The sequence below is a fragment of the Halorarius litoreus genome (assembly GCF_024362405.1).
Classification (GTDB): domain Archaea; phylum Halobacteriota; class Halobacteria; order Halobacteriales; family Haloarculaceae; genus Halorarius; species Halorarius litoreus.
Genome location: NZ_CP101455.1, coordinates 18,829 through 31,327, shown reverse-complemented (window position 1 = coordinate 31,327; position 12,499 = coordinate 18,829). Strand labels below are relative to the sequence as shown.

The following is a 12,499-nucleotide window of genomic DNA, read 5'->3' as shown; positions in this document are numbered from 1 at the left end:
CCGTCGACGCTCCTCGGTCCTGATGAGAAGTGCTTGCTACGGTGGGAAAGCTATGTGGGTCTACTGGCTGTCCTCTTCGTGGTCGTCGCCGAGCGCCGTCCGGATCATCCCGTTCAGCTCGTCGAGCTTCTCACGGACGCGCTCGGGCTTGTCGGCCGGCGGCTCTTCGAGGGCGACCTGCTCGTGGGGGTCGGGCTCGCCGACGATGACGCTGCCGATCATTCCGAGCGTCTCGTGGGGCGTGCAGTAGTAGTGGTAGACGCCCTCGGTCTCGAAGGTGTGCTCGAACGTCGCACCCTGCTCGGAGACGATGCCGCTGTCCCACGCGGCCGCGCCGTCGGGCGAGAGCTGGGGCTGATCGTTGTCGGGGTGGTAGGCGGTCGTCGAGTGACTACCGCTTTCGTTGTGCCAGGTGACGGTTCCCCCGACGTTCACCCGCACGACGTGTGGCTCGAAGTGGTAGCCGCCGTCCTCGGTGATCATCCGCACCTCGGCCGTATCGGACGGTGCCCCGACTGCTTCGTCGTGGCCATCCTCGTCGTCGCTGTGACCGGACTCCGTACCGCTATCGTCGTGGCCAGTCTCAGTCGGCGTGCCGTTTGCCGCTCCGCCATCGTTGTTCTGCGTTCCAGTGCACCCGGCAAGCCCAACGACTGCCGCACCGCCAGTCAGCTGGAGCATCCGTCGACGTGAGAGTGAGTCGGTCATGGCATCGGTCACCTTACAGGTGAACCTACACACTCGGGGGACATAGTCCGGAAAGCAGATTTGCTGGGTCAGCAAATCGGCGTTTCTTTATATACTCTTTCACAATAACACTGACTGTGAGTGAGGAGCGAGATATCTCGGGGATCCTCGAAATCCTTGACGACGACTATGCACGCGCCATCCTCGAGGCGACTCGCCGAAAACAGATGTCCGCCAAGGAACTCAGCGAAGTGTGCGATATGTCAGTCTCGACTGTGTCCAGACGGGTCAACACGTTACTGGAGTACGATCTGCTTATCGAGCGAACGCACATCGATCCGGATGGGCACCACTACAGCGAATACGAAGCCCAACTCGACCGCGTCGACATCCAGCTCCTCGAGTCGGGATTCGACGTCCGTATCGAACTTCGAGAAGACGCCGCCGACCGCTTTACGCGCATTTGGGATACTATGAGGAACGAATAACCATGCACCCTGGACTCATCGTTGCAAAGCTCGTTACAATGGTTCTGGGATTCCTGATCGCCTATCAGGCGTACCGGGGCTACCGTCGGAACAACAGCCGACCACTGCTCTATGTCGCGATTGGCTTCGTCTTCATCAGTTTCGGGGCCGTCATCGAGGGTCTCTTGTTCGACGTGGTCGGACTCACACTCTCCGACTCGGGCACGGTAGCGACCATCATCGTGGCTGTCGGTATGCTCTGTGTCCTGTACGCGCTATACGGACGCGACACCAAAGAAATGGAGGAGTAATCGGGTGGTCGCGACAACGACGGCGGTTCTGATCGGCGTCCGCTTGCTCGTACTCGCACTCGGTATCCTGATCACGTACTACAGTTTCAAGGCGTATCGACGAACGGGTGCGTACTATATGCGAAATGCTGCAATTGGCTTTGGAATCATCACTCTTGGTGTGTTCATTGAAGGAGTATTGTTCGAGTTCGGGGGGCTTGATCTCGCTCTTGTCCACATCATCGAATCGGTCGCCATCGGGCTCGGATTCGTGGTCCTCCTCATCTCGCTTCGCCGGTAGCTCAAGCCGCGTCTACACTCCTCGAATAGTCAACACTGGCTCATCCGAGTTCCGGAGAACCCGCTCGGTCACACTCCCGATGAGCCGTCGTGAAAGACCGGACCGTCCGTGTGTTCCCATCACGACGAGGTCGATTCCGTGTTCATCGCAGTATGCCCCTATTACCTGATGAGGAACGCCGTGGGTGATCTCAGCAACGACTGAAACACCGTCGGCAGCTGCCCGGGACTGGACGTCTTCGACGATAGTCTCCCCGTTTTGCTCCAGTACTCGCCGCAGTTCGTCCCACGTCCATCCCGGACGAGACGCGTAGGCACCTCTATCCACAACGTAGAGGGCATGAAGTGTCGCATCGTACGTCCGAGCCAAATCAAGAGCGTGAGTGACTGCCTCTCGTGCGGGCTTACTCCCGTCAGTCGGGACGAGGATATTCTCAAAGCCTCCCTGGGTCTCGGATTCTGATAGCGCCTCCATCGGCTTTGGCTTGACGCTGAGAACGGGAATATCGACAGTGCGAACGATTCGGGTCGTTACACTGCCGAGCAGGACTCGGTCGAGACCAGTGTGTCCTCGGGTTCCCATACAGACGAGGTCGATCCCGGTATCGGTGATGTAGGAATGAATTTCACGCGCTGGAATGCCACGGCGAACCTCAGTTACCGCGTCGAGACCATGTTCTGCGGCTCGAGTTGCGATCTCCTGGGTGGCGGCATCACCGGCGTCGTACCACGTGTCTGGGAGTGTCTCCAGGTCGGTTTCCAGCGCGGTCAGTTCCAGCTTTCGTTCTATCGGCGAACTGTCGACGACGTGGAGGGCGTGGACGGTTGCGTCGTATCGGCGAGCGAGCTCAAGTCCACACTGGATTGCAGGCTCGACGTTATCGCTTCCATCGGTCGGGATGAGGATATCGGTGTACATGGTTGGATGTGTGCGTTGATGTTGCTACGGACTCTCGTCTGTCGGTGTTGGCGGCTTATGGGCTGTCGACTCGATGCGTTCCTTGAAGAAGACGAGCTCCTTGTTGGTGTGATCGTAGAGCTTGGCCTTCCCGTCAAGAACGGTGGTGAAGAGCCGTTTTAGCAACCGGCCCCGACGGTTATTCGGGAAGTCCATCCAGACGGCGTGTGACATCCGGGTTCCATCCTCGGTCTCTTCGAGCCGAATCGTACCACCTTCGGGGATTCGAACGGTGACAAGTCCACGAAGAACCGGATAGTACGCTGTCCCAGTCCAGACCGCCACGTGTGGATGATCGATGTACTGGAAGCGGCCGTGCAGGTCGGCGTACATCCCAGCGACTTCTTCCGCTTGGTGAAATGTCGCACCCTCGCGCGGACGATTATCGGGTGTGTCGTACTCGAGTCCGTAGTGTTCCTCGGGGTTCGATGCCGTCCAGTGGACGGGGTCTGTTACGTATTCCCAGATTTCCTCGGGCGATGCGTCGATGACGATTTCGGCTTTGTCGGTGACGTACATGGTTTGGCTCCTCGATTCAGCGTGCGAAGGCGTTGTACAACCATGCGAATGCGTATATCACGACGAAGCTGATCACCGCTGCTTCGACCATGCCAGCCACTGTCCCGACGACAGTCGGTTCGAAGAACAGGTGCCACTGTTCCATCATCCCGACCGCACCCTCGTAGACGCCAATCGCGCCGAACATGCCGAGCAGGAGCATCACGATGGCAGAGACGACTGCTGCTGCACCTGCCAGTGCCAGCGCATCGAGGTGCATCACACTGGTCGTGGTTTCTGTTTCGTACGTGTCCTGATTTGTGGTAGTCGTGCTCATGACTAGAGATACGCTCGCCTCCTTCATTCGGGTTTCTCTTACAATTCGAAAGGGAGAGTCGCTCTGTCAACACAGCACGGGAATATGGTTGGAGAAACAACGATACTACGCTCACCTCTGTGAGACCTCTCTACGAAAGAACAAGCAACAACCAGCGAGCCGAATCAATGACGCGCAGCCACTGTTGAGCGCGAACGCAGTCATCGAACGGTTGACCACAGCAAATAGCACGGATTACCTTTGAATACAAAATTACTCCACCGAACTACCACTATTTCTTAAGAACAACTAACAAAACGGATGGCTGTGATGATCTAGATATGCAAGCCGCCCTCGTCGACGGAATTCTCGAGTCGCTACGGATCGGCGTCGGATTCCTCTGGATGGCAACTTGGGCGATCATCATGGGGCTCGTCATCACGAGCCTCGTCCAAGTCTACGTCTCGAAAGAGCGAATGGCCAAAGTACTCGGAGAGGGAAACCTGAGCGGTCTCACGAAGGCAACAGTGTTCGGCGCCGCGAGTAGTGGCTGTAGCTTCGGCGCCGTCGCCATCAGTAAAGGCCTGTTCAAGAAGGGCGCGCACGCGGTAAATTTTCTGGCATTCATGTTCGCCTCGACGAACCTCATCGTCGAACTCGGCCTGATGATCCTCATCCTCCTCGGGTGGGAGTTTCTGGTTGCCGAACTCCTCGGCGGCGTCATCCTCATCGCCGTCATGGCACTGATCGTCCATCTGACGCTCCCCGAGAACTTGTTCGAGCAAGTCCGACAGGAACTGAATCAACGCGACCACGACCAGGGGATCACCGAGGATCCGACCTGCGGGATGGAAGGCAAAGACGAGTACTCGCTGGTGACCGACGGGGGTGAGACGCTGAAGTTCTGCTCGAAGGGCTGTATGGAGACCTACCAGCAGGAAACCGCCAGTAGCGGTGGGTGGCGCGACGAACTCCTCTCGTGGGGCGGGTGGTACAAAATCGGGAATCAGTATCGCAAGGAGTGGTCGATGATCTGGAAGGACGTCATCGCAGGCTTTCTCATTTCGGGGTTCGTCATCGTCTTCGTCCCCCAGCGGGTGTGGAACACCCTGTTCCTCCAGGGCGACGGACTACTCGTCAGCGCCGAGAACGCCATCATGGGTGTGGCGATCGCCGTCATCAGCTTCGTCGGGAGCATCGGCAACGTCCCGTTCGCCGTCGCATTGTGGGGCGGTGGCGTCAGCTTTGCCGGTGTCATCGCGTTCGTCTACGCCGACCTCATCACCATCCCCGTACTGAACGTCTACCGGAAGTACTACGGCTGGAAGGTCATGCTGTACATCCTCGGCGTCTTCTTCGTCACGATGGCCTTCACCGGCTTCCTGATGGAGCAACTGTTCGCGGCGCTCGACATAATCCCGAACCTCGCTGGCGGACAAACTGCCTCCGAACAGACGTACTTCGAACTCAACTACACGTTCTACCTCAACATCATCGCGTTCACACTCTCCGGATTTCTTCTCTACGTCTACCGGAGAGGACTCGGTGCGCCCGGCCAGTACCGTGACTCCGTCTGTGGGATGCGAACCGACGATAGCGGGCCGAGTCTCACCCACGACGGCGAGACGTACTACTTCTGTTCGAACCGGTGTAAGCGATCGTTCGAGAAACACCCATCCGAATTTGCACATCACCACCCACAGATCTCAGGGACGGAAGCTTCCCAGAGCCATGAGCATCACTAACCGCCACGTCTCGATACCAAATTTCGCGGCCAGACAACCCTGGTATTGCTTCGACCAATCAAAACTGGTACACCGGTGTCTCACCAACTCTCAGGCATGAACGAGTATACCGGCAGATCGAGGTGGGATGGATGAATCGACGGCGAGCCGATACAGTCGTCGGTGGCCTGGTCGCTGCTGTCCTCATTGTCGGCGGTGTGCTCAGTTGGCAAGCGTACCAGCAACAGCAGGCCTTCGAGCAAATGGGATCGATGATGGGGATATCGATGGGGGCGGTTCACGGAACGAACCCGCTCTGGTACGTCCTCGGGACCCTCCTCGTCTCGGCAGTCATCGGTGGAGGGTATCTCGCGGCTCGGGACGACCTCACCAGCACAGATGTAAAGGACCGCTCACAGAATGAGATGGCGGTTCCGACCCACCCTGAGAGCGCCGATTCGCCGGAGGGGGGCACCCAAGCAGATGGGGCCATCAATCCAGAATCTCAGCCACAGGCTCGCGTGTTAGACCTCCTTCCGGAAGACGAACGCCGTATCCTCGAACCAGTCCTATCCTCGCCCGGCATCACACAGATCGAACTCCGGGATCGCTCGGAGTTCTCGAAGAGCAAGGTGAGCCAGACCGTTAGTGCCCTCGAGAAGCGCGGATTGTTGTATCGTGAACGGCAGGGGCGGACGTATCGTATCTATCCGAGTGACGACTTGCAGCAGAATCAGGCACACTAGCAATCGCTACCACGAACTAGAACCGTTTGGTACCATCGTCATGGGTGCTGAACTCGAGACGAGCTACGTCCGTGTGACCCCGTTTTCACCAGCCGTGTCTATATTGCGTGCAAGTACTATTTCGCCGGGGTCGCGGGGTGTCTGTCCCAGCCCGAGGCGTCAGATCCATCGACGAACTCGTCACCACGATCACCGACTACTGGCACAACAAAGATGCTGATCGACTGAACGCGAGAGACCGAGAGCGTTAGTCGGCGCTGTGAGCGTGCTCGCCGTGCTCCTCATCTCCGATCGAGTCCGAACGGTGCAGCCAGTAGAGGAACAGGAAGAACACCGTTGCGAGAACGTTCAAGACCATCTTGTAGTTCATCTCGATCTTCACCTCTGCAATCTGGACGCTCGATGGATCCGGGATGACCCCCGCCCCGAGGAAGATGAAATGAATGACAAAGCCCGTGAGCACGGCGGAGACGAAGATCATCCCAGAGAGGATGGCCGCGAATTTCGTGCCGTAGTACTCACGGTACGCGTCCATGATCGGCGGGACGATGAGGTCCGCATAGATGTACGAGAGCACCGCCCCGAACGGCAAGCCGTTGGCGTAGAGGACGGCACCAAACGGGACGTTCCCGACCGAGCAGACGAATGTCGCGACGCCGATGACCGCACCCAAGACTGCCGTCCAGAAGACGTACACCGGGAGTCCGAACGTCGGCCCGGAGAAGACGGAGGTCCAGACGCTCTCGGGAATGAAGCCAGCGATGAGCCCGGCGAAGATGAAGCCGATGGCGATCTCGTCCCAGAGCATCCCCCACTCCGACCACTGCTTGTCCGCGAGCGCTTTCCAACCCGAGAGGGAGGTCGCCTGCTCGCGAATCGTGGTATTGGCCTCTTCCGGGTCGAAGCTGTCCTTACAGGACTGCGAGCAGAAGTAGTAGGTCTGACCGTCGTGTTCAGTCGAGTAGTCGGCTTCCTCGGGGTTGACCTCCATCCCGCAGACCGGATCCTGGACGGTCGAGTCGCCCTCGTCTTGAATGTTCTCTCGGGCCTGCTCGATGACCTCGTCGGGCGTGAGGTAGACGAAGCCGAAGGCCATCAGGCCGATCAGCATGAAGCCGCCGACGACGTCCGCGACGAGGAACTGCCAGCCCAGCAGGAGGTAGATGACGATACCGATCTCGATGACGAGGTTGGTCGACGCGAACATGAACGCGCCGAGGGTGGCCGCCGCCGAGCCCCCTTTCTTGAAGAGGTTCTTCGCGGTCGCGATGGCCGAGTACGAACACGACGAGGAGACGAACCCGAACAGCGACCCGTACCCGATCTCCCGGAAGCCGTGGCCCTCTAACAGGTCCGAGACCTTCTCGTCGGAGGTCCACGCCTCGACGCCGCCGGCGATTGCGAAGCCGATCACGAGCGCCCACCACGTGATCCACGCCATCGCAGCGGTCGTCGTCAGGAACTGGCGCGTGCTCTCGACGAAGAACGGCCACAAGGGCTTCGATGTCGTGACGACACCGAGTGCGACCGTCGCGAGCGCGATGACGGCGAGGATCGCGTATTCTTTTTTCTCCATATATGGATACTTGGGGTTCGATCTTTTACGGACCTTCGGCTAACACTCCATGGGTGAGACAGGGTCGTGATTTTCTGTCCGGAACGTGTTGACGACTGAGATACCAGACTCTGACCCGGCTGGTGAATTGGACACGGCAGGCTACTCTCCCAGTCCTCGTTTCGCATGACCCATAAGGACGAGACCCGGGTTTCATCAGCATCGATTTCAATAGCAGTAGTCAGAAAACGTCCCAGCCCATCCATGTACCCATGGCTGAGCTAGATTCAACAGATGCAGTTATCTTGGAGTTGTTACTGGAGGACGCCCGTCGGTCGTTTCGCGAAATTGCGGAGGAGGTAGAACTCTCTCCACCGACCGTTTCAAATCGTGTCGACCGACTGCGTGACCTCGGCGTCATACGGCGGTTCACGGTCGACGTGGATCGAACGAAGTTCGCCGACGAGGACGAGTGTCTCGTGGAAATCGACACGCGACTCGCCCATGCTGAAGACGTCTTCTCCCAGTTGCAAGATATCGACGGAGTGGAACACGTCTTCTACACAGTCGACTCGACGGTGGTCGTCAAGGCGGTTCTTCCCCCGGCCGAACTCCGCTCGCTGCTCGCTGACACGCTGAGCGACGATCAGATCGAGGATTATCACGTAAAGTCAATTCTGGGTTCTTCATGGCAGCCGCAGCTCGGAACAGACGACCTAACGATTGAGTGTACGATTTGTGGAAAACCGATCTCGGGGGATGGTCAAAAAGTAGAGGTGGACTCCGGAGACCTGTATCACGTCTGTTGCTCGTCGTGCGCGGAGAAAATCGTCGACCAGTACGAGTCCCTGAAACAGGCAGCCGACGAGTAGACGCGGCTATCTGAATCAGCTCCTTGTCCGCGATTACAAACCCTGGATTGATCAGCCTGCTATTTTGGGGTGTGAAACAACTGGAGCGTCGATTCGCTCCAACGTGAAGTCAGACGCTGATTCATCTATGCACCAGATGACCGATATCTGCCTTTTCGAGCCCCTAAGCGGACAGGAGGGAATCGTTTGTTTCCCCACTTGGATTGGTAGCCACAACTCACGAAAAGGAGTCGGACGTAGTACTGAACGCGATGGCTCAAATCAACGATCTGCTCGACGATTCGACCCGCGAGTGTATCGACAACTGTCATGAAGCTGTGAAGGCGTGCGCCCATTGCGCCGACGAGTGCATCGGTAAGGGCGAGGAGATGGAAGAGTGCCTGCGACTCTGCCGCGACGTAGTCACAGTCGCCTCGACGTGCGCTCAGCTCTGTGCATCGGGCTCGCAATTCAACAGCGACATCGCGGAGACGTGCGCCGACGTGTGTGAAGCTTGCGCCGACGAGTGTGAACAGCACGACCACGACCACTGTCAGGCTTGTGTCGAACCGCTCCGCGAGTGCGCGGAGTCCTGCCGTTCGATGGCGTAAGCCACAACGGCACCGATTCTCGGACGCCAACTTTCTTCGTCGCTCTCAGGCAATCACCCGACCAATCGAGGATACGATAGTCTGGTCGTTCGCACGTAATCGAACGACCTAACGTCTGGGTCATCCTCCGTGTGCGTATGACAGACGAGACGGACGACGTTCGTGTGTGGCTCGTTGACCGCGGGTACAACAACCGCGACCTCATCGTCCTCAAGTACGCAACTCCCGATGGCACGCGGCTCTTCCGACGAGAACTCGCCGCACAGGCTATCGATCTGGACTCGGTGACTGCTGCGAAGGACGTCTCGGCGTCTGATCTCGAAAACGTCGATGACTCGGAACTCCGGGAACGATACGAATCGGAAGCCAAGCGGATGAGCGCCCAACACGACCCCGATGATACGATTTGAAGCGAATGGCTAGCGCTTTCGGAAGGATTCTGTTTGACGAATCGCCATCGAGCGCACTCATTGTGTCATTAAATTACCGGGAGGAGGTCCTCGTTCTTCTGTCCGTGGGAATTCTCTGGTGAGACATCCGAAGCGCAACCGGCCCCTCGCTTCAATAACGAAGAACAGTCCTAGGGAAATGTGAGGATCGAAAACAGCGGAGACAGCTGAACAGCTTCAGAGTTCCGGGACCGCTGTGAACAACAGGACGAATGCATTCACCGTCAGCAGCGCCAGCACCACCCACTGGAAGATACGCTCGGGGATGTTGTCGAAAATATAGACGCCAACCCAGGCACCCAGGAACACCATCGGAATGGCGATGGCCGCCTCGATCATCAGCGGCGTCGTTACGGCTCCCGTATACGTAAGACTCCCCAGCCGATACAGCATGAGCGTCCCGAAGAAGGCGGTGAACGTCGCCTTCATTTCTTCGTCGCTCCAGAACCCGCTGGCGGACATGAACGCCCCATAGACAATCATCGGCGGGCCGGGGACCGCGACGGCGCCACCAAAAATCCCCGCAAGGAGACCGGCCGTCGCGCCGACGATGTTCCCCGGTCGGTATTCCCGTGCTTCGATCCAGTCGGTGACGATGTCGAGTTGCTGGGTCGCGCCGACGATAATGACAGCTAACACGAGGACGATCCCGATGGCGACGCGCATCTGTGCCTTGTTGAACTGACTGAACACGTAGATGCCGAGCGGCATCCCGACGACGAGGCCGCCGACAGGAACGATCCACTTGCGCCAGTCAAACGCGTCCCGAACGCTCCACCAGACGCGGGCATTACTCACGACTGCCGTTGCCGTGAAGATGATCGATGCGCTCGAAGGAGACCGGAACAGCGGCATCAGCCCCATCGACACCTGCGCGAAACCGAACCCGGCGATCCCGTGAATAACGGATGCGACCAGAATGACGACCGCAGACAATCCCGTCGTCACCCAGCTACTCGTCATCGTCACCGCCTCCTCGATTGAGTCAGCGTGCGCATCTTTACGGAGGATACTATGGCTTCCTCGCTTAGGCTAATTGTCCCTAAGAGCCGAAAGGAGACACCCCTAGTCAGCTGTCGAGATCACGCCTCAGCCACGCCACGAGTTTCCATTTCCAACTCGAGGATAGTGCTTCTCGGTCATCGCGTCCAACCTTCTACGACACAGTGCCCGTAGAGAGTCTTGTGCGGTATTTCGAATAGCAACCACAATCCATGAACCGTAGGAGGGCGTATCTGCAATCGCGCCACGATGAACGGGAACGAGACGTCCATTGGTGAGTGGAAGTCCCTCGGTGGCGATCCTGCCAGCGACAGCGCAGGTGCCCCCGACGTGGTCTTCACACACGTCAGCGACCTCCACGGGCAGCTAACGCCGCGCTACCAGGTCTACTACGACAATCCAACGTCGAAGCCAAACTTCGACTTCGGAGAGGACGACCGCGTCATCAAGCGCGGTGGCGGGGTTCCACTGCTCGCGGCCAAACTCCACGAACTCCGCGCGGACTACGAGGTCTGTACGCTGATGAGTGGTGACACCTTCCATGGCTCTGCCGTGACCACCTACACCGACGGGCGAGCGATGCTCAAGCCTATCAACGAGCACGTTGCACCCGACGTCTACATCCCCGGGAACTGGGATTACTCGAACGAGGCCGCCGAGGACGGCAACTTTGTGGAGCTAATGGACGCCCTCGACGCCCCGGTCCTTGCGAACAATCTCTACGACTGGGAGACCGGCGATCGACTGTACGATGCGTACAGCGTCATCGAGGTCGGCGGACTCTCTGTGGGCGTCGTGGGGATGACGAACGTCTACGTCGACCGGATGGCACCCGCGTTCTCCGAGGGGAAGTACCGCTTCGGTAAGCACCCCGCGCTCCTCGAAGAGTCCGCACAGGCCGCCCGCGAGGACGGCGCGGACGTCGTGGTGGCGGTCACCGAAATTGGCCTGCCGTGGATGGTCCAAGCCGCCAAGGACTGCGCGAGCGTGGACGTGATGTTCAGCGCGCATACCCACGAGTACACCTACGACCCGATCGTCGTCGAGGAGACCGAAACCGTGGTCGTCGAGTCCGGGATGGGCGAGGCGCTCGGCCGGGTCGACCTCCGTGTTCAGGACGGGGAGATTCAGTTCAGACACCACCTCTACTGCCTGACCGAGGACGGCGAGTACACGCCGGAACCGGACGCTAGCGCACAGGAGACGGTCGAATCAGTGCGTGAACCGTTCTTGGAGGACGACCCGGGATTCGAGCGCGGAGCCGGCACCCTCGAGAAATCCCTCGATACGGTTGTCGGACAGACAGAGCCGCCGCTCTACCGGCAGTCGTTCCTCGAGAGCGCCTGGAATACTCTGTTCAACGACGCACTCCGGAGCCACTTCGACACTAATCTGGCCGTCTCACACGGGTTCCGCTACGGGACCGCAATCCCGCCCGGGGAGATTACGCTCGGTGAACTCTACACGTTCTTCCCGATGGCGACGCCCGTCGCCCGCGGCGTCGCGTACGGCCAGCAGCTCACGAACCATATGGAGGAGTTCCTCGAGGACAACTTCACGCCGTACCCCTACAACCAGGAGGACGGCCGCGTCCGGAACTTCTCCTCGAACGTCGAAGTTACCGTCGACCCGACGGCCAAGCGCGGCCGTCGCCTCGTCGAGATGCGGATCGACGACGAAGCGGTCGACCCGGAGGAGACGTACTCGGTGGCGACATTCCGCCGACCCGGTGACCCCGAACGCGACCTCGGCAACTGTGGCTTTCCCTTCCAGGACGTTGCGGTCGACGACGGGACGATTCCAGTCGACGTCATCGTCGAGTACCTCGAAGAACACTCACCAGTCGACTACGAAGTAATGGGACTGGTTGAGACCGCGGACGATGGCGGTGGTGCCCAGAACACACCCGCTGACGGGCCGTACCCGTTCATCCAACCAGGCGTCGACTATCAGGGCGGAGAGGCGTACTGTGAGACGTCCATGATTCCGCGCGGGAACGCTTTCCCCGAAGAAGGGCGTAATAGAACGCGCTAGGCGGCGAGGGC

15 protein-coding genes are annotated in these 12,499 nt (G+C 58.9%); 9 read left to right on the top strand and 6 right to left on the bottom strand.

Annotated elements, in window-relative coordinates; all coding sequences use genetic code 11:
• Positions 1 to 60: 60 nt before the first annotated feature.
• Positions 61 to 708, bottom strand: a complete 648-nt coding sequence (locus NL126_RS21210; protein WP_220581203.1) for a plastocyanin/azurin family copper-binding protein — start codon at positions 706 to 708, stop codon at positions 61 to 63.
• Between the two features lie 116 nt (positions 709 to 824).
• On the opposite strand from NL126_RS21210, the gene NL126_RS21205 reads away from it, so the two are divergent.
• Genes NL126_RS21205 through NL126_RS21195 form a run of 3 tightly spaced genes read left to right on the top strand, consistent with a single transcriptional unit; the run spans position 825 to position 1,745 of the window.
• The gene (locus NL126_RS21205; protein ID WP_220581204.1) at positions 825 to 1,175 is read left to right on the top strand and encodes an ArsR/SmtB family transcription factor; all 351 of its coding nucleotides are present in this window, start codon (positions 825 to 827) and stop codon (positions 1,173 to 1,175) included.
• Positions 1,176 to 1,177: 2 nt separating this feature from the next.
• Positions 1,178 to 1,465: a DUF7521 family protein gene (locus NL126_RS21200; RefSeq protein ID WP_220581205.1), complete on the top strand. Its 288-nt coding sequence runs from the start codon at positions 1,178 to 1,180 to the stop codon at positions 1,463 to 1,465.
• 4 nt (positions 1,466 to 1,469) lie between these two features.
• Complete coding sequence (locus tag NL126_RS21195; RefSeq protein ID WP_220581206.1) at positions 1,470 to 1,745, top strand: DUF7521 family protein; 276 nt, start codon at positions 1,470 to 1,472, stop codon at positions 1,743 to 1,745.
• Between the two features lie 12 nt (positions 1,746 to 1,757).
• Here the strand turns inward: NL126_RS21195 and NL126_RS21190 are convergent, their stop codons facing one another.
• The 3 genes from NL126_RS21190 to NL126_RS21180 are packed head-to-tail and all read right to left on the bottom strand — an operon-like array spanning position 1,758 to position 3,564.
• Positions 1,758 to 2,663: a universal stress protein gene (locus NL126_RS21190; protein WP_220581207.1), complete on the bottom strand. Its 906-nt coding sequence runs from the start codon at positions 2,661 to 2,663 to the stop codon at positions 1,758 to 1,760.
• 24 nt (positions 2,664 to 2,687) lie between these two features.
• Entirely contained in the window at positions 2,688 to 3,221 is a 534-nt protein-coding gene (locus NL126_RS21185; protein WP_255198982.1) for an SRPBCC family protein, read from the bottom strand.
• Positions 3,222 to 3,237: 16 nt separating this feature from the next.
• Positions 3,238 to 3,564 (bottom strand): hypothetical protein, encoded by a 327-nt coding sequence (locus NL126_RS21180; RefSeq protein ID WP_255198981.1) that lies wholly within the window; start codon positions 3,562 to 3,564, stop codon positions 3,238 to 3,240.
• A gap of 293 nt (positions 3,565 to 3,857) precedes the next feature.
• Here NL126_RS21180 and NL126_RS21175 point away from each other — a divergent pair, with 293 nt between their 5' ends.
• Both NL126_RS21175 and NL126_RS21170 read left to right on the top strand, forming a co-directional pair.
• Positions 3,858 to 5,261: a permease gene (locus tag NL126_RS21175; protein ID WP_255198980.1), complete on the top strand. Its 1,404-nt coding sequence runs from the start codon at positions 3,858 to 3,860 to the stop codon at positions 5,259 to 5,261.
• A 131-nt stretch (positions 5,262 to 5,392) separates the two neighbouring features.
• Positions 5,393 to 5,986 (top strand): helix-turn-helix transcriptional regulator, encoded by a 594-nt coding sequence (locus NL126_RS21170; protein ID WP_255198979.1) that lies wholly within the window; start codon positions 5,393 to 5,395, stop codon positions 5,984 to 5,986.
• A gap of 247 nt (positions 5,987 to 6,233) precedes the next feature.
• Here NL126_RS21170 and NL126_RS21165 read toward each other — a convergent pair whose 3' ends face one another.
• Entirely contained in the window at positions 6,234 to 7,562 is a 1,329-nt protein-coding gene (locus NL126_RS21165) for a permease (protein WP_255198978.1), read from the bottom strand.
• Between the two features lie 251 nt (positions 7,563 to 7,813).
• Between NL126_RS21165 and NL126_RS21160 the strand changes: the two genes are divergently transcribed.
• From NL126_RS21160 to NL126_RS21150, 3 genes are all read left to right on the top strand, one after another.
• Positions 7,814 to 8,413: an AsnC family transcriptional regulator gene (locus NL126_RS21160; protein ID WP_255198977.1), complete on the top strand. Its 600-nt coding sequence runs from the start codon at positions 7,814 to 7,816 to the stop codon at positions 8,411 to 8,413.
• Between the two features lie 251 nt (positions 8,414 to 8,664).
• Positions 8,665 to 9,003 (top strand): four-helix bundle copper-binding protein, encoded by a 339-nt coding sequence (locus NL126_RS21155; protein ID WP_255198976.1) that lies wholly within the window; start codon positions 8,665 to 8,667, stop codon positions 9,001 to 9,003.
• A gap of 137 nt (positions 9,004 to 9,140) precedes the next feature.
• Positions 9,141 to 9,413, top strand: a complete 273-nt coding sequence (locus tag NL126_RS21150; RefSeq protein WP_255198975.1) for a DUF7967 family protein — start codon at positions 9,141 to 9,143, stop codon at positions 9,411 to 9,413.
• A gap of 216 nt (positions 9,414 to 9,629) precedes the next feature.
• Here NL126_RS21150 and NL126_RS21145 read toward each other — a convergent pair whose 3' ends face one another.
• Positions 9,630 to 10,415, bottom strand: a complete 786-nt coding sequence (locus NL126_RS21145) for a sulfite exporter TauE/SafE family protein (protein ID WP_255198974.1) — start codon at positions 10,413 to 10,415, stop codon at positions 9,630 to 9,632.
• Between the two features lie 288 nt (positions 10,416 to 10,703).
• Between NL126_RS21145 and NL126_RS21140 the strand changes: the two genes are divergently transcribed.
• Positions 10,704 to 12,488: a 5'-nucleotidase C-terminal domain-containing protein gene (locus NL126_RS21140; protein WP_255198973.1), complete on the top strand. Its 1,785-nt coding sequence runs from the start codon at positions 10,704 to 10,706 to the stop codon at positions 12,486 to 12,488.
• The last annotated feature ends 11 nt before the right edge of the window (positions 12,489 to 12,499 follow it).

Excerpts from the sequence above, each read along its gene's own strand:
- NL126_RS21165 (WP_255198978.1), bottom strand. The coding sequence starts at position 7,562 with ATGGAGAAAAAAGAATACGCGATCCTCGCCGTCATCGCGCTCGCGACG.
- NL126_RS21190 (WP_220581207.1), bottom strand. The coding sequence starts at position 2,663 with ATGTACACCGATATCCTCATCCCGACCGATGGAAGCGATAACGTCGAG.
- NL126_RS21145 (WP_255198974.1), bottom strand. The coding sequence starts at position 10,415 with ATGACGAGTAGCTGGGTGACGACGGGATTGTCTGCGGTCGTCATTCTG.
- NL126_RS21170 (WP_255198979.1), top strand. The coding sequence starts at position 5,393 with ATGAATCGACGGCGAGCCGATACAGTCGTCGGTGGCCTGGTCGCTGCT.
- NL126_RS21175 (WP_255198980.1), top strand. The coding sequence starts at position 3,858 with ATGCAAGCCGCCCTCGTCGACGGAATTCTCGAGTCGCTACGGATCGGC.
- NL126_RS21160 (WP_255198977.1), top strand. The coding sequence starts at position 7,814 with ATGGCTGAGCTAGATTCAACAGATGCAGTTATCTTGGAGTTGTTACTG.
- NL126_RS21140 (WP_255198973.1), top strand. The coding sequence starts at position 10,704 with ATGAACGGGAACGAGACGTCCATTGGTGAGTGGAAGTCCCTCGGTGGC.
- NL126_RS21155 (WP_255198976.1), top strand. The coding sequence starts at position 8,665 with ATGGCTCAAATCAACGATCTGCTCGACGATTCGACCCGCGAGTGTATC.
- NL126_RS21210 (WP_220581203.1), bottom strand. The coding sequence starts at position 708 with ATGACCGACTCACTCTCACGTCGACGGATGCTCCAGCTGACTGGCGGT.
- NL126_RS21185 (WP_255198982.1), bottom strand. The coding sequence starts at position 3,221 with ATGTACGTCACCGACAAAGCCGAAATCGTCATCGACGCATCGCCCGAG.
- NL126_RS21180 (WP_255198981.1), bottom strand. The coding sequence starts at position 3,564 with ATGAAGGAGGCGAGCGTATCTCTAGTCATGAGCACGACTACCACAAAT.
- NL126_RS21200 (WP_220581205.1), top strand. The coding sequence starts at position 1,178 with ATGCACCCTGGACTCATCGTTGCAAAGCTCGTTACAATGGTTCTGGGA.
- NL126_RS21150 (WP_255198975.1), top strand. The coding sequence starts at position 9,141 with ATGACAGACGAGACGGACGACGTTCGTGTGTGGCTCGTTGACCGCGGG.